Source organism: Bacteroides sp. 1_1_14 (assembly GCF_000162515.1).
Classification (GTDB): domain Bacteria; phylum Bacteroidota; class Bacteroidia; order Bacteroidales; family Bacteroidaceae; genus Bacteroides; species Bacteroides thetaiotaomicron.
Window position 1 is genome coordinate 1 of record NZ_GG774707.1, and the last position, 16,857, is coordinate 16,857.

16 protein-coding genes and 2 pseudogenes are annotated in these 16,857 nt (G+C 35.5%); 15 read left to right on the forward strand and 3 right to left on the reverse strand.

What is annotated here, in order from left to right:
* From HMPREF9007_RS27220 to HMPREF9007_RS10135, 15 genes and pseudogenes are all read left to right on the forward strand, one after another.
* Positions 1–910: pseudogene (locus HMPREF9007_RS27220) on the forward strand (lipopolysaccharide biosynthesis protein); the annotation flags it as partial.
* 15 nt (positions 911–925) lie between these two features.
* Complete coding sequence (locus tag HMPREF9007_RS0125185; RefSeq protein ID WP_032850506.1) at positions 926–1,396, forward strand: hypothetical protein; 471 nt, start codon at positions 926–928, stop codon at positions 1,394–1,396.
* Positions 1,397–1,410: 14 nt separating this feature from the next.
* Positions 1,411–2,151 carry a hypothetical protein gene (locus HMPREF9007_RS0125190; protein WP_129593470.1) on the forward strand — a complete coding sequence of 247 codons (741 nt, stop codon included), beginning with the start codon at positions 1,411–1,413 and terminating at the stop codon, positions 2,149–2,151.
* A gap of 10 nt (positions 2,152–2,161) precedes the next feature.
* Positions 2,162–3,283, forward strand: coding sequence for an NAD-dependent epimerase/dehydratase family protein (locus HMPREF9007_RS10190; protein WP_008762077.1), 1,122 nt, complete (start codon positions 2,162–2,164; stop codon positions 3,281–3,283).
* Positions 3,284–3,303: 20 nt separating this feature from the next.
* Positions 3,304–5,046: a thiamine pyrophosphate-binding protein gene (locus HMPREF9007_RS10185; RefSeq protein ID WP_032850508.1), complete on the forward strand. Its 1,743-nt coding sequence runs from the start codon at positions 3,304–3,306 to the stop codon at positions 5,044–5,046.
* Positions 5,047–5,056: 10 nt separating this feature from the next.
* Positions 5,057–6,169, forward strand: a complete 1,113-nt coding sequence (locus HMPREF9007_RS10180; RefSeq protein ID WP_008762079.1) for a polysaccharide pyruvyl transferase family protein — start codon at positions 5,057–5,059, stop codon at positions 6,167–6,169.
* Positions 6,170–6,183: 14 nt separating this feature from the next.
* Positions 6,184–7,173, forward strand: coding sequence for a glycosyltransferase (locus HMPREF9007_RS10175; protein ID WP_008762080.1), 990 nt, complete (start codon positions 6,184–6,186; stop codon positions 7,171–7,173).
* A 444-nt stretch (positions 7,174–7,617) separates the two neighbouring features.
* Positions 7,618–8,208: pseudogene (locus HMPREF9007_RS10170) on the forward strand (EpsG family protein); the annotation flags it as partial.
* 153 nt (positions 8,209–8,361) lie between these two features.
* A complete protein-coding gene (locus HMPREF9007_RS10165) occupies positions 8,362–9,402 on the forward strand; it encodes a glycosyltransferase family 4 protein (RefSeq protein WP_008762082.1) in 1,041 nt (346 codons plus the stop codon).
* Between the two features lie 82 nt (positions 9,403–9,484).
* A complete protein-coding gene (locus HMPREF9007_RS10160; protein WP_008762083.1) occupies positions 9,485–10,558 on the forward strand; it encodes a polysaccharide biosynthesis protein in 1,074 nt (357 codons plus the stop codon).
* Positions 10,559–10,575: 17 nt separating this feature from the next.
* Positions 10,576–11,706: a UDP-N-acetylglucosamine 2-epimerase (non-hydrolyzing) gene (gene wecB, locus HMPREF9007_RS10155; RefSeq protein WP_008762084.1), complete on the forward strand. Its 1,131-nt coding sequence runs from the start codon at positions 10,576–10,578 to the stop codon at positions 11,704–11,706.
* Positions 11,672–12,586 carry an SDR family oxidoreductase gene (locus HMPREF9007_RS10150; protein WP_008762085.1) on the forward strand — a complete coding sequence of 305 codons (915 nt, stop codon included), beginning with the start codon at positions 11,672–11,674 and terminating at the stop codon, positions 12,584–12,586. The genes wecB and HMPREF9007_RS10150 overlap by 35 nt, the downstream gene beginning before the upstream one ends.
* Complete coding sequence (locus HMPREF9007_RS10145; protein WP_008762086.1) at positions 12,583–13,785, forward strand: glycosyltransferase family 4 protein; 1,203 nt, start codon at positions 12,583–12,585, stop codon at positions 13,783–13,785. Before HMPREF9007_RS10150 ends, HMPREF9007_RS10145 begins: the two co-directional genes overlap by 4 nt.
* Before the next feature lie 3 nt (positions 13,786–13,788).
* Positions 13,789–14,229, forward strand: a complete 441-nt coding sequence (locus HMPREF9007_RS10140; RefSeq protein ID WP_008762087.1) for a WxcM-like domain-containing protein — start codon at positions 13,789–13,791, stop codon at positions 14,227–14,229.
* An 85-nt stretch (positions 14,230–14,314) separates the two neighbouring features.
* Positions 14,315–15,412, forward strand: a complete 1,098-nt coding sequence (locus HMPREF9007_RS10135) for an MraY family glycosyltransferase (protein WP_008762088.1) — start codon at positions 14,315–14,317, stop codon at positions 15,410–15,412.
* Between the two features lie 297 nt (positions 15,413–15,709).
* On the opposite strand, the gene HMPREF9007_RS10130 is transcribed toward HMPREF9007_RS10135, so the two are convergent.
* The 3 genes from HMPREF9007_RS10130 to HMPREF9007_RS10125 form a co-directional block, all read right to left on the reverse strand.
* Positions 15,710–16,123 (reverse strand): N-acetylmuramoyl-L-alanine amidase, encoded by a 414-nt coding sequence (locus HMPREF9007_RS10130; RefSeq protein ID WP_008762089.1) that lies wholly within the window; start codon positions 16,121–16,123, stop codon positions 15,710–15,712.
* Between the two features lie 4 nt (positions 16,124–16,127).
* The gene (locus tag HMPREF9007_RS27225; protein ID WP_008767884.1) at positions 16,128–16,232 is read right to left on the reverse strand and encodes a smalltalk protein; all 105 of its coding nucleotides are present in this window, start codon (positions 16,230–16,232) and stop codon (positions 16,128–16,130) included.
* A 90-nt stretch (positions 16,233–16,322) separates the two neighbouring features.
* Positions 16,323–16,823 carry a DNA-binding protein gene (locus HMPREF9007_RS10125; protein WP_008762090.1) on the reverse strand — a complete coding sequence of 167 codons (501 nt, stop codon included), beginning with the start codon at positions 16,821–16,823 and terminating at the stop codon, positions 16,323–16,325.
* Between the last annotated feature and the right edge of the window lie 34 nt (positions 16,824–16,857).

Here is a 16,857-nt window from a genome sequence, read left to right on the forward strand (position 1 = left end):
TATTGTTTATGGATACTATAGTAAGCATCATTTTAAAGAGGCTCATTATCATTTTATATTAGATAAAGTCTTACTTAAAGATATGTCTAGATTTATTGGATGGGCGTTTTTCGGTAATGGAGTAGTTGTTCTTAAAGATCAAGGTTCAAGTATTTTATTAAATATATATTGTGGTCCTGTTGTGAATGCAGCTCAGGGTATAGCGATGCAGGTTAATGCTGCTGTATATGGCTTTGTAAATAATTTCCTTATGGCTGTTAATCCTCAGATAACGAAATCATATTCAAGTGGGGAAGTTAGTTATATGCATAGTTTAATCCTTCGTAGCGAAAAATTTGCTTTTTTTATTTTGTCGCTTTTTTTCTTCCCTTTGATGGCGAATATTGATTATGTTGTGGGATTATGGCTTGTAGAAGTGCCAAAGCACACATCATCCTTTATCATGTTTATCTTATTGTATTCTTTATTGGATTGTTTCGTTGGTCCGCTTGTGACAGGGGTCTTGGCTGAAGGTAATATTAGATTGTATCAGATTTGCTTAACGGTTATTTATTTAGTAAATCTTTTAGCCTCTTTTCTATTTCTTAGATTTGGCTTTGCACCGGAATGGGTGTTTATTCTCAATATAATATTTAAGGCTTTTGTTATTTGTGCTTTACTTTGGCAGTCTCATATAAAGTACGGTTTTCAGATAAGTGATTTCTTTAATCAGGTTCTTTTTCGTTCTGTAGCTGTATTTGTTTTGTGTCTATTATTTTCTTCTACTATCAATATTTGTTTTTTTACTCCGTTTTGGAATTTTATTTTTTCAGCTATGATAATATTCTTATTTACTGGGCTGATTATATATTTTATCGGACTTAATAAACATGAATCCACTTTTTTGGTAGAAACTATAAAGAAAAAATAAAACTTAAAGGTTGAGATGAAATTATCAAATCTTAGATTAGAAAGGAAGAATAAATTCGAAAATGGTCAATCGGTTTGTCTCATTTGCGATGTAGAATGTAACTTCAGTAGAACAAAAGAACTCTATTTTAGTGTAGATGATAAGTATGCTGATTGGTTGACAGATGACGTTTATGATGCCTTTTTGGTGGCTGCAATTTACCCTGCAATGTACTATAACGAACCAATTGAGATTTCAGGGCTTGTTTCAAAAAAAATTTATCATAATGTTGTCAATTATGTGATGGCGATAGTGAAGGATTTTGCTCCTTCTTTGCATAAGGTACCAATTATTGTAGAGGGATTTAAGAATGCATCTAAGAATAAGAAGTTGCACATTGGAACGGGTTTCTCTGGAGGGGTAGATTCATTTTCTACATTACAAGATCGTTTTTTTGATACAGATGATCTTGATTACAAAATTGATACTTTATTTTTTTTCATGTAGGTCAATATGGTGATGTGAAAAATCCTCGTACATGGGAAAGAGCTAATAATCGTTTTGAAATAACTAGATCATTTGCAAATACAATAGGAACTCGGGCAATTATGATGAATACGAACTTATTTGATTTCTATTTACCAGACTGGGAGTATAAAGCAGGGGTTTTGAATAGAATAACGAGTGTTTTGGCTTTTCAAAAATCACTAAAGAGGTATTATATTAGTAACACATATACTTATGGAGAAATGATAGATTTGGCCCGTGATAGAGTTTTTCTTGAAGAATTTGCAGATCCTTATATCATGCCATTATTAAGTCCTGAGAATTTAGAAATTGTGTGCGATGGAGCTCAATATAAACGATCAGAAAAGACACAGAGGATTGTTAATAATAAGTTAGCTCAGACTCATTTAAATGTTTGTGTTAATTCATCTAATGAACATGTATCTGCAACAAATTGTGGAATTTGCACAAAATGTTTACGTACTATGATGGCGTTAGATTCAATTGATCAATTAGATCAATTTAGAACAGTCTTTGACATAAGGCAATGGAAAAAACATGCATGGGAATATAAATGTTTGCAGGTATATAAATACAATACGGATGGTTTTGCTCGTGACAATGTAGATTTTGCAAATAAACATGGAAAGAGCTTGCCTTTTCGTCCTTTTGCTTATTTGGTTGTATACGTAAATTGGCTAGTTCGTCTTCCTTTTAGAGTAATTCGTAAGATTGGAACACTATATAAAAAATAACTGATACAGAATGATTGATCAAGAAAAGAAGACAATACATCGTCGTATCCTCTTGCTTGGTGGTACTGGAGCTATGGGGGAGCATTTGACTCGTATACTTGCTGAACAAGGTGATGATGTACACGTAACTACGCGTAGCTGTCGTATGTCTGAGAGGAATATTACTTATGTACAGGGGAATGCGCATGAAATTACGTTTATTAACGATTTGCTTCGAGAGTCTTGGGATGCAATTGTTGATTTTATGGTGTACAATACGGATGAATTTCGTGTTCGTGTTTCTCAGTTATTGAAGGCTACAAAACAATATATATTCATTAGTAGTGCCCGTGTTTATGGTCCAACAAATTCGTCTGATGAGCTTATTAATGAAGAAACGCCACGTCTGCTAGATATGATTAAGGATGAAGAATATCTGAATACTGATGAATATGCTTTATCAAAAGCCAGACAGGAGAATATTCTTCACGAGGCAGGCTGTAATAATTGGACTATTATCAGACCCTATATCACTTTTAGTGAAACACGGCTTCAGCTTGGGGTACTTGAAAAGGAGGATTGGCTTTGGCGTGCTATAAACGGCTATTCTATTGTTTTTTCAAAAGACATCGCATCGCATTACACCACGCTTACATATGGTTATGACGTATCTCGAGGTATTGCGGGGTTGATTGGATTACCTGCGGCTCTTGGTGAGGTATATCATATTACTACAGATGAAGCTTATAAATGGGAAGAAATTTTAGAAGTTTATCTTCATGTATTAGATAAATACTTAGGTCATCGTCCGGAAGTTGTTATGACAGATAAATGCTTAAACTTGCGGTTTCCGGCGATGCAATTTCAAGTAAAGTATTGTCGATTGTTTGATCGTCGTTTTGATAATTCAAAAATCAGGCTTGCTGTACCTACACTTCGTTTCAAAAATACTAGAGATGAAATAGAATCTTGTCTAGGCACGTTTTTAGAATCGCCACTTTTCTCTTCTCCTGCTCTTTTACTGAATGCTCAAATGGATAGAGTGACTGGGGAACGGATGCGCTTGAATATATATTCCACGTTGAAGTCTCGCTTAAAGTACTTAGTTGCTCGTTATGCACCGACAGAGATTGTTAAAGTTCTAACTAAATAAGATAAAAATTGATTATATTTATGAATCAGAAATATTACACTGCTGAACGAAGCGTTCAAATACTTATATCATTGCTCAAACAGCATGGCATTAAAAGGATAGTTGCCTCCCCGGGTACGACCAATTTAACGTTTGTGGCGAGCATAATGCAAGACTCTTGGTTTGAGATGTATTCTAGCGTGGACGAACGTAGTGCTGCTTATATGGCTTGTGGTATGGCAGCGGAATCTGGCGAAGTTGTCGTGTTGAGTTGTACTGGAGCAACTGCCTCGCGGAATTATGTGTCAGGATTGACAGAAGCTTATTATCGAAAGTTACCAATATTGGCAGTAACAAGTACACAGGATATTAATCGCATTGGACATCTGATTCCTCAAGTAATCGATCGTCGAGTTGTTCAGAATGATATTGTATTATTAAGTGAGCATGTTCCTGTTACTTTTAATGATGCAGACGAATGGAGCAATACCGTGAAAATCAATCGTGCTTTGCTAGAACTCCGACATCGGGGCGGTGGTCCGGTGCATATAAACCTTACAACTATTTATAGTCGTGACTTTTCGATAAAGAATTTGCCGCAGGCACGTCTTATTAGGCGTATATGTTTAGGAGAGGAATTTCCTCCTTTTCCTAAAGGGCGTACTGCAATTTTTGTTGGGGCGCATCTGAAATTTACTGAGTCGGAAAAAAGAGCGGTTGATAACTTCTGCGGTACACACGATGCTGTTGTCTTTTGCGATCACACAAGCGGTTATGAAGGGAAATATGCTGTTCCGTTATCAATTCTTACATCACAGGAGCAAGATATATGTAGTCTTGTGAATATTGATTTGTTGATACATATTGGAGAAATATCCGGTGGATATATTACTATGTGTCCTAAAACGGTATGGCGTGTGAATCTTGATGGTGAATTGAAAGATAGTTATCAACGTTTGACCCATGTATTTGAAATGCCGGAGCAATCGTTTTTTGAACATTATGCTGATACAAACTGTATACAGCGTACAGATTTTTTAGACATTTGTATGGAAGAGCTACGAGCTATATGGGCAAAAGTTCCGGAAACACTTCCTTTTTCTAATGTCTGGATTGCTTTGCAGACCGCTCATCGTTTACCTGCAGGAAGTGTGTTGCATTTAGGTATTTTGAATACTTTGCGTACATGGAATTTCTTTGCAAAGAAAAATGAAGTTTATGCATATTCCAATACAGGTGGGTTTGGTATAGATGGTAATGTATCTTCGCTGGTCGGTGCATCTCTTGTTCATCCGAATCGTTTGTATTTTGGTGTGATAGGAGACCTTGCTTTCTTTTATGATATGAACGTGGTGGGTAATCGGCATGTAGGTAATAATGTTCGAATTTTGCTTATAAACAATGGAAAGGGGACGGAGTTCCGCAATTACATGCATCCGGGTGCTGCTTTTGGTGAAGAGGCTGATACATTTATTGCCGCTGGAGGTCACTATGGAAATAAGTCACACGTATTAATCAAGCATTATGCTGAAGATTTAGGTTATGAGTACTTGAGTGCTAATAATAAGGATGAATATGTACAAGTTGTAGATCGTTTTCTTATTCCTGAGATAACGGACCGACCGATGATCCTAGAAGTTTTCACCGATAACGCAGATGAGAGTGAAGCGATTCGAATCATCAATAATTTAAATGTATCTACTACTGGAATGATGAGAAGTACAGCAAAGGAAATATTAGGAGAAAAGGGTATTAAAATAATAAAGAAGATATTGAATAAATAATACGGTAAAAATGAGAATCTGTATATTAACCCAACCTCTTCATACTAATTATGGTGGATTACTTCAGGCTTATGCATTGCAGGCGATATTGAAACAAATGGGGCATGAGGTCTGGACGGAAGATCGAAAATGGAAACGTCCTTTAATTGTTAACGTGAAACAATTGATTGCACGTCTGATAAAGTATAAGGGACTTTATTATCCTACTGATAGACAAGAACAGTATATGGCTCAAAAGACTATTCCGTTTATTCGTAAATACATAACGACTACAGAGCCTATTTCATCGAACACTAAAAAGGAGTTACGAAAGTATCATTTTGATGCTTATTTAGTAGGAAGTGATCAAGTTTGGCGTCCTATATATTCTTATTGTTTGTCAAATTATTTTTTAGATTTTACAATAGGTCAGCATGTTAAACGCATAGCTTATGCAGCTTCTTTTGGTACTTCGAAGTGGGAATTTACGGAGGGGCAGACAACACGATGTGCAGCTTTAGCTAAGCAATTTGACGCAATTTCCGTTCGTGAAGATAGTGGTGTTGTATTATGCAAAAAATACTTGGGTGTTGATGCTGTCCATTTGTTAGACCCGACGATGCTTTTGAATAAAGAAGATTATATTCGTTTGGTCGAGCAAGAACAGATACCGTCTTCAGAGAAAAAATTAATGACGTATATTTTAGATCAGTCGGAAGAGAAACAAGCCATTGTTCGGAAAATTTCTCAAACTTTAAGCTTGTCTCCCAATGTTGTGATGCCAGAAAAGAATTTTGCTCAAGTAGGGAAGAAAGATATTGATCAATGTGTTTTTCCTCCTGTAACAGATTGGTTACGTGGATTTATGGATGCGGAATATGTTGTTACGGATTCCTTTCACGGGACAGTGTTTTCGATAATTTTCAATAAGCCTTTTGTTGTGATGGCGAATAGAGAGCGGGGTATGGCTCGTTTTACTTCTTTGCTGAAGAAATTTGAGTTGGAAGAACGTTGGGTACATTCGTTGGAAGATGTAACAGAGCAAAAATTACATGATTCAGTGAATTTTGAGAAAGTGAATCGGATTTGGAACATAGAGAGGGAGAAGGCGAAAAGATTTCTTATAGAATCATTGGATTTATAAACTAAGTTTTATTTATGGATATACTGGTAAGTGTTATTGTCCCTGTTTATAATGTCGCTCCTTTTTTGAGAAAATGTATTGATTATATAATAGTGCAGTCTTTTGCAGATTTTGAATTATTGTTGATTGATGATGGTAGCCAAGATGAGAGTGCGAATATTTGCGATGAATATGCATTGAAGGATGATCGTATTCGTGTAATTCATCAGGTTAATGCTGGTGTTACTGCTGCAAGACGAAGAGGAGTAGAGGCCGCAAGGGGCAATTGGCTTTGTTTTGTAGATGGTGATGATATGTTACCTAAAAATGCTTTATGGGATTTGTATAATAATAGCTCAGCAGGGGTAGATATCGTTATAGGAAGTCAATTTTACATGGTAGACGAACAGGGAAAAAAAATTCGTGAAATATGTGGGCAAAGCTCTTTGGGTGATTGGAATAATATAGATTTTTTAAAAGCTTTGTTGGAAGGGAAAACTCCTTTGTCTGTATGGGGGAAGCTTTATTGTAGAGACTTGTTTGATTCTTCTGTATTGGATTTACCAAAGTCAATACCTTATGGTGAGGATTATATAATGAATGTCCGACTGGCAGTCAAAGTACGCAAAGTGAGAGCTATTGACAAACATGTGTATAATTATGTGCAACATGGAAACAGTTGTATGCATACTTTTCAGAATACTTGGGAATATGCAAAACAAATGAATAAATTTCTTTTGCAGCCAATTAACTCACATGGTTTAGAGGAAACATGTAAGAAAAGTCTTTTTTATGCTCGTATTCATATGTTGTTAGAAGTTTTGAATGACAATGATCCGGGATTATCCAAGGAAGATCCTTTTTTTATGGAGATAAAAGAATATGCTAAAACTATAAATTTGAGTTTAAGAGAATGGTTAGTTTTGAAAATGGTTGCTTGCCCTTTTCGCTTGAGATATTTAATTATAGAGACAGCAAGAAAATTAAATCGGTTATTTCGTAATTTGCTTTTGCGGTATAATTAATGTGTAGAGTATGATTAGTAATATCATTCCATTTATGATATTTATATTGTTTTTCTTTGTATTGTCATTCATGGATACCTTTTCTATAAAAGTAAATGATAATATAAAAAAACAATTACTTTTTTTTCTTTATGCGTACTTGTTGTATTTGCTGGTTGTAGATGGAGTTCTTATGAAGTGGGATATGATATAGCTATATTTGATTATGGAACTTATAAAAATATCTATAATTCTCCGTTAAGTATTTTCAATTTTTTTATCAGAGTATGCTTCTTCTGATTTAGAAATTCAATCACAAGAAATTGGATATGTATTCTATTCATCCTTATGTCACTTGCTTTTAGGTGATAATTTTAATTTGTACTTATTGCTTACCAATTTTATATTAATTGTTTTATTTTATAAAAGCTTGAAGCGGAATGAAATAAATACAGCCCTTTTTTATCTTTTTTCTTTTTGGCTTCGAGATTATATTTACAATATAATTTTATTCTTTTGAGACAAGCAATTGCAATGTCTATAATATGGATGTGGGCTTTTCCTTTACTACTTAAGGGTGAAAAAATAAAATTTATTTTAGTTGTATTTGTGGCAGCAACTTTTCATTTTACCGCTATTATTGCTTTGCTGTCATTTTTTATGGTTCGTGATTTAAATACTAAAAGGATAGTGACTTTTATTATTATATTCGGAATCTTAAATGTTACTAGAATTACTGATTATTTTATATTAACTATTGTTGATCATGTATTGTCATTAATGGGTGTTTCTGGTGGGATTGGGGAGAAATTGTCTAAATATTTATTGGAAGGTGATGCTGAGAATGGATTTAGGGGATTAAATATGATAACCTTTATAGAAGCACTGCCTTTTTTGTGTATTGTAAAAAAATATAAGAGGATATTATGTCAGTCATTGGTTGGTAAATTTTACCATAATATGTTTTACATATTTATACTGTTGTTAGTAATTACTATGAATTTTGGATTTCTAACTAGGATGTGCCAATATTTTATTTTCTCGTATTTTTCTTAATATCTTTTTATTGTAGGGAAAATAAAGATGTGAAAGAGCAAAGAATGTTATTGTTCCTATTCTCTGGTTATCTATTGATATATTCAATTCGATATATATATATATGGTTTTATTATACTGAATATTCTTTCTTCCTATTAAAAAACTGATGAGATGAAAATTGCATTTATTCTTCCTTCTCTTATAAATAAAGGTCCAATAGTGGTTGTAAATAATGTAGTAAAATATTTGAAATCATATGTTGAGCAAATTGATGTTTACTATTTTGATGCAACTCCAGCTATGGATTTTGATTGTCCAGTTTATAAAATAAGAATGAATCAAGCTATTGATTTCGATAAGTATGATATTATACATAGTCATTGCTTGCGACCAGATAAATATGTAATTAAATGGAGAAAAAAGATTAAGAATGCTAAGATAATAACAACCTTGCATCAAGATACTTTTCGCTCTTTCCAATATCAATATAATATAGCTTTAGCCTATTTATTTACTAGATATTGGTGTCATTTGCAATCTAAGTTTGATGGTGTTATAAGTATTTCTAATCAGTTGAAGGATGGTTACCAAAGTTATATACATTCTAAATTGACAACTATTTATAACGGATGTATTATAAATGAAGATTCTAATTTAGATGCTAGTATTATTAGTAAACAAATGGAGGCTAAAGAAAAATATAAATTACTGGGTACTTATGCTTTTGTAACACGTAGAAAAGGTTTAGAACAGATTCTAAAAGCACTAATTGAATTACCTGATTATGCTTTTATGATCATAGGAGATGGACCAGATATTGCAAGGTTATTATTATTATCAAGGCAAACAGGTATTTCTGATCGGGTATATTTTATTCCTTATCAAAAAAAACCATATAATTATTTAGCTAATATTGATGTTTATGTTATGCCTTCTTATTCAGAAGGATTTGGATTATCGATGGTAGAGGCTGCTCTAGCTAAAAAATCAATTGTATGTTCTGAACTACCTTCATTTCATGAGATATTCAATAATGATGAAGCATGTTTTTTTGAGTTGGATAACATTGATTCTTTAAAACGATCCATTATTTTGGCTTATGAGAATAAACTTGAATTAGGTGAACGTGCTTATAACAAAGCATCTGATATGTTTACAGCACAAAGAATGGCAGAAAGTCATTTAAAATATTATCAGAATCTTTTCGTATGAAATTTGAGTTAATGAGTTCTCAGCATAAATATGTGTTATTGAATATCCCCTTTGTTGTATTTACAATTAAATAAATATAGTTATGTCCGTGTTTAAAGACAAAACCCTACTGATTACCGGTGGAACAGGTTCTTTCGGTAATGCTGTACTGCGTCGTTTTCTAGATTCCGATATCAAAGAAATACGTATTTTCTCAAGAGATGAGAAAAAACAGGATGATATGCGTCATGCATTACAAAATTCTAAAATAAAGTATTACATAGGTAATGTTCGTGATAAATCTTCTGTTGATGTAGCCATGAACGGGGTAGACTATGTATTCAGTGCAGCTGCATTAAAGCAAGTCCCTTCATGTGAATTTTTCCCTGTAGAAGCAGTTCGAACTAATATTGTTGGAACAGAAAACGTGCTTAATTCTGCTATTGAACATGGAGTTCAAAGTGTTGTTGTGCTATCAACAGATAAAGCGGCTTATCCAATCAATGCAATGGGAATGAGTAAAGCATTGATGGAAAAAGTTGCTGTAGCCAAAGGACGTGAATTGGGTGAAGGAGCAAAAACGACGATCTGCTGTACACGTTATGGCAATGTCATGGCAAGTCGTGGTTCAGTTATACCATTGTGGGTGGAACAGATGATGGACGGCAAACCAATTACAATAACCGACCCCGATATGACTCGTTTCATGATGACCTTGGATGATGCTGTCGATTTGGTAATATATGCCTTTACACACGCACATAATGGAGATTTGTTCGTTCAAAAAGCACCTGCTGCTACTTTATCCACATTGGCGCAAGCTTTGAAAGAAACTTATGCTAAAGTAGAACCTAAATACTTTAATACAGAAGTGAAAGTAATCGGTACCCGTCACGGAGAGAAGCTATATGAGACATTAGTTACTCGTGAAGAAATGGTACGTGCTATTGACATGGGTGATTATTATCGTATTCCTTGCGATACCCGTGATTTAAATTATGACAAATATTTCACGAAAGGAAATGAAGAAATCTCTAAGATAGAAGATTATCATAGTCATAACACTCGTCGTTTGGACGTGGAAGGAATGAAAGAATTGCTTTTAAAACTACGTTTCGTACGTGAAGATATGGGACTGGAGGCAAGAGCGAAAGCACGTGAAATAAGAAGCGAATAACTAATAAATTCTTGATTATGCTTAAAGTAATGACAATAGTAGGCACTCGCCCAGAAATAATAAAGCTGAGCAGGGTAATGGCTGAACTGGACAGATATACAGAACATATCATTGTTCATACCGGACAAAACTACGATTATGAACTGAATGAAATCTTTTTCCAAGAACTTCATATTCGTAAACCTGATTATTTTTTGAACGTTGCCGGTAAGAATGCTGCGGAAACCATCGCCAACGTTATTCAGAAGTCGGATGAGCTGATGGAAGAAGTAAAGCCGGATGCTCTTTTGCTTTATGGAGATACTAACAGTTGTATATCAGTAATTTCTGCCAAACGCAAGAAGATTCCTATTTTTCACATGGAAGCCGGTAATCGATGTTTCGATCAGCGAGTGCCTGAGGAAATTAACCGAAAGATTGTAGATCATCTTAGTGATATCAATATGCCTCTTTCCGAACATGCCCGCAGGTATTTAGTGGCTGAAGGGTTACGGCCGGAAACAGTAATAAAAACAGGTTCTCCCATGACGGAGGTTTTATTATATCATAAGGTAGAAATCGAAAACAATAAGGTTCTAGAGAAAGAAAACCTGAAAAAGGGAGAATACTTTATTGTCAGTACCCATCGTGAAGAGAATGTCGATTCAGAGAAGAACTTCGCAGATTTACTTTCTTCTTTGAATGCCATTGTAGACAAATATCATAAAAAAGTAATAGTTTCGACTCATCCGCGCACCCGTAAAAAGCTCGAATCAATCGGCTTTGTAAACTCAAATCCGATGATAGAGTTCATGAAACCCTTTGGCTTTATGGAGTATATCAAGCTGCAACAAAATGCTTTTTGTGTTATTTCAGATAGCGGAACCATCACTGAAGAAGCTTCAATACTCCATTTCCCAGCTATTACCATTCGTCAAGCGCACGAACGCCCTGAAGGTATGGATGAAGGAACGCTTATAATGACAGGTTTAAACAGTGAGCGAATATTGGACTCTATCGACATTGTGACTTCTCAATATACGGAAGGTACAGATGTTATTCATTCTATCCCGGACTATGCCGCAGACAATGTTTCTAAAAAAGTTGTTCGCATAATTCTTTCTTATACTGATTATGTTAATCATACCGTTTGGCACAAAGACGCTTGATTTCATCCCTTATGACAAAAATAAAGTTTTGATATTCGGTGCTACAGGCATGGCTGGACACATTGTTTATTATTATCTTCAGAATACAGGGCGATATGAAGTTGTGAATGCTGTGTATCGTACGAAACTGACAGACGATAGTATTGTGGTAGATGTAACCGATAAAGATGCTGTAGCCAATCTTGTTCGGGAGACACGTTCCGATTTGATAATAAATTGTATTGGAGTGTTGATAAAGGGATCTAAAGATCATCCGGATAATGCTATTTTTATCAATGCTTATTTTCCACATTTGTTGAAGAAACTTGCAGATGAAGTGGGAGCCAAGTTGATACATGTTAGTACAGATTGCGTATTTTCCGGTAAAAAAGGGAATTATAATGAAAGTGATTTCCGGGATGCGGATGACATTTATGGACGTAGTAAGGCTTTGGGCGAGATTATAAATGATAAAGATTTGACTATCCGCACATCAATTATCGGTCCGGAACTAAAACTTAATGGTGAAGGTCTATTCCATTGGTTTATGCATCAAAAAGGAAAAGTGAATGGCTTTACAACCGCAATTTGGGGTGGAGTTACTACTCTTGAATTGGCTAAAGCTATGGATGCCGCCATTGTGCAACAAAAGACCGGGCTTATACAGTTGAGCAATGGTAAAGGGATCACTAAATATGATTTATTAAACTTGTTCAAGAAAATTTGGCTTCGCAATGATATTGAAATACTTCCTTTTGATGGCAATGGTGTAGATAAGTCAATAGCAAAGTCGGAAAAGTTTCTTTATGAGGTTCCTGAATACAAAGAGATGTTATTAGAACAGTATGAATGGATGAAAAGCCATAGTCATTTGTATTATCAATATCCGGGCATTTCATGACAAAGAAAAAGAAAGCATTAATCATCGGTGAAGCCTTCTATCCAGAAGATTTCTTGATCAATGATTTAGTGCAAGAATGGGAAAAAGATAAGTATGAGTTTGCAGTTTTGACGAGAGCTCCTTCTTATCCATTTGGTAAAGTGTATGAGGGATATAAGAACCGTATATATCAGACTACTTATTATAATACGATCAAAGTGTACCGTTTTCCTGTCGTGCAGGGATATGAGAAGAGTACTCTGATAAAAATCTTAAATTACTTTTCCTTTGTCTTTTGGAGCTTTTGGATTGTATTATTTATAGGACGGCAATTTGACAGAGTCTTTATTTATCAAACAGGACCATTAACATTAGCGACTGCAGGGATTATATTAAAGAAACTCTATAAAGCTCAGGTCACTATTTGGACTCAGGATCTGTGGCCTGAAACCGTTTATGCTTATGGATTTAAGAAGACTCGTTTCCTGAGTTTCTGTTTAGAGCATTTTGTGAAATGGATATATAAAAACTGTGACAATATTTTAGTTTCGTGCGAAGGGTTTATTGATCGTCTTCGCCGATATGTTCCTGAAAAGGATATTACCTTTATTCCCAATTGGTCATTGATGAAATATTCTCCCGTTCAAAAACAACGTTTGCCGGGAAAATTTAATTTCACTTTTGCCGGAAATATTGGGAAGGTACAAAACTTGGATAATATCGTACTGGGGTTTTCCAAGTTTGCTAAGAAGGGCTATTCTGAAGCTTATTTAAATATTATTGGTGATGGTTCTTATTTGGCAGAATTAAAAGAATTGGTCAGTAGAGAGAATATCTGCAATGTAAATTTTATGGGGCGTAAACCTCTTGCGGAAATGCCGAATTATTATGAAGCGAGTGATGTATTGGTTATGTCACTAAAGGACACGCCTCTTTATGAGATTATGATTCCATCTAAATTTCAAGCGTATCTTACTACTCATAAACCAATTTATGCAATATTCAAGGGTGAGGTAAAACAACTGGTTGAGGATTATGGTCTTGGAATTATTGCTCACCCTTCAGATATAGACGAGATTGCTTTGGGGTTTGAGAACTTTTTAAGCTTATCTGATGAGCAAATGCAACGTATTTCTGAAAATGCACTACGATTATTAGATTCTGTATTTAATAGGGAAATGATTATTGAAAAAATAAACTTAATATTTTGGAGGTCTTAGAATATGTCTGAGATAAAAGAAATTCAGGGAGGCATCTCGGTAGATTATAGAGGAGAAATATTCCATGTGAATAGTTTGGATATGAGTGAAATAGAACGCTTCTATATCATTCATCAAAATGATACATCTATCATTAGAGCTTGGCATGCACATCAGTATGAGAAAAAATGGTTTTATGCAATTAAAGGTTCATTTACTACAGCTTTTGTGAAGATTGATAATTGGGAGTCTCCTGCTATTGATTTAGTACCGGAAGTTTTTCATTTATCTGCTAGTGATAGTAAGATTTTGCTAATTCCTGAGGGGTACGCTAATGGAATAAAGGCGGATGAACCAGATTCTATCTTGATGGTTTTCTCGAATAAAGTATTATCGGAGGCGCTTAAAGATAGTTGGAGATACAATTCTAATTTGTGGATGAATTGGAGTGTATCAAGTATTTAATCATATTGATTTTAGATATTATATCAAATGTGTGCATTTATGTTTTGGCTTAAAATCGAACTTTAATATTTGGATTCAAATAATTATGAATATTGTATTTATCCTAATAGCCTTTGCTATTTCTGCGTATATTGCTCGTCTTATCATTCCTCGGATCTTACTAATATCATTTCGCAAAAAACTGTTTGATATGCCGGATGAAAGGAAAGTGCATAAACGAGCAATACCACGTCTTGGCGGGGTCTCTTTTTTTCCGACGATCTTGCTTTCCTGTTGTGCAGTCCTTGTGATTCGAACTTTGACAGGATATGAAATCTCTACTTTGCTGGCGTCCTATATTTTGCCGGAATTCTTGGTATTAATATGTGGCATGGTGCTTTTATATTTAACTGGTATTGCAGATGATTTGGTAGGTGTGCGCTATCGTCAGAAATTTATTGTTCAAATTCTTTGTGCTAGCTTATTCCCTGCAGTGGGACTTTGGATTAATGATTTATATGGTTTGTTTGGCATTGACTTGATTTCTCCATACATTGGAGTTCCTTTGACTATATTGACTATTGTCTTCATAACAAATGCAATAAATTTAATTGATGGGATTGATGGTCTTGCCTCAGGGTTAAGTAGTGTCGCATTATTAGTCTTCGGATTTCTATTTATAGAAAAAGGATTGTGGATCTATAGTATGCTTGCTTTTAGTACCTTTGGAGTGCTCGTACCCTTCTTTTATTACAATGTTTTCGGCAGTGCGGAACATGCCCGAAAGATCTTTATGGGGGATACCGGGAGCTTGACTTTAGGATATATACTGAGCTTTTTAGCAATAAAATATAGTCAGAATACAGAATCTATTCCTGTTACACAAGGGGCTTTTGTTATAGCCTTTAGTACTCTTATTGTCCCTGCATTTGATGTGGTTCGTGTTGTTATAGTTCGTATTTATAATGGTAAAAGCCCATTTGAACCGGACAAAAACCATATTCATCATCAATTTTTGGCAATGGGTTTTACAGTCCGTCAGGCTATGCTTTTGATACTTTTAGTTTCTTGCGTTTTTAGTGGAATAAATATTTTACTGATGCCTTATGTTGATAATACATTGATGTTGATAGGAGATATTGTCGTATGGATAGGGCTAAACCTGTGGTGGAGTAATGTGAGAAGGAAAAAGATAACTGTCTAGTGTAAATCTGATATTTTTTCGTTGTTTTGCGAAAAAGATAATTGATATGGAGGATTTTGAGTCGTCCGCGTCGTTTCGGGAAATTATGTTTTGTGTGGATTGCCGATAGTGAAGGTAGTGGTCAACTTTGATGGTGAGAATGGTGAGAGTTGTACAATGGGAGATTGGCGGATTGAAAAAGTATAAAAATGTTGAATACAAAAGGTGAGATGATATAATAATAAAAGATTTGTCCCGACAGTTTTTGGTCGGGACAAATCATTGCAGAACTTGATAGTTGCGATTGATTTTACTAATCTACAATTCTCTGTACTCTTCTACACAAGGGTAACAGGGGCATTCTTTATGAGGATTTAAATCATGATGTCCTACGACCAATGCTTTTGGAAACCTCTTTCGTAACTCACGAATCAAAGCCAGCAGCGCCCCTCGTTGCGCCAGCGTACGTGTGTCTTTCGCTTGTCCTTCCGCATCCAGTCCTCCTTCGTAACAGATTCCTATGGAATGTGCGTTATGATTCCGGCAATGTGCTCCGATCTTCTCTAACGGTCGTCCCGGATGTATTTCCCCATCACGTGTGATGTAGAAATGGTAACCGATGTCACGGAATCCCCGATGTCGGATATGATCCTGTCGGCAAGCCTCCGCCGAGAGGGATTTTCCCTCCGGCGTGGCACTGCAATGAATGATAATTAGTGTGATGGTCCGCATAAGTTTACATACAACTTTGTACTCCTATCAAGCCACCTACGGCAGTAGCGACAGTGATGATTACTTTGATAATGAAACTCCATACGGATCGGGATGATGAATTACTCATAGTTTTTGATTTTAAATGAAAAAAATATTGATCTTTAATGAGTCTTTAGCCATGATAAGCTAAAGACTTTGCCAGGGTTTAGGTTATGACTTAAACAGTCGGGTCCGGTGCTTCTTCGTCTCCTTCGTCCGGATTAGGTTTTGGATCGGGAGTGTTGCCTGAACCGGAACCTCCTCCTCCGGGCGTTGTCGGTTTCTGATACTCCGCCTGCTGCTTCAATTGGCTGTCGAGCTTCAGATTGGTCGTTGATAAGTTTCCTGTGGCACGTGCTTTGAGCCGCATACCTGTGATGTTCTTCTCCAGCGAGAACTTTTCCAGCGTTTCGGCAGCCTTGCTGCGGATTCCTACACCGAAGATGGCTAGATCATCAATTTTCACACTTTTGCCGTCGAGCAGTAGTTCCTTGATGCAGTCCACCATATCAGTGAGCACGCCTTTGATCACCCCACTGGAATACGGTGAATTGTGTTTCGACATGTGTTCGGCAAGTTTGGCAAGGTCGAATGTCTCGTCGCTTACCGCCCGGGCGAACCATTTGCCGGCATTCAAGCCTTTCTTCTGTTGGTTCTGATAAATTTTGTAACGAATCATAAAATAATAATTTTAAAGAGTTAAACATACTTTC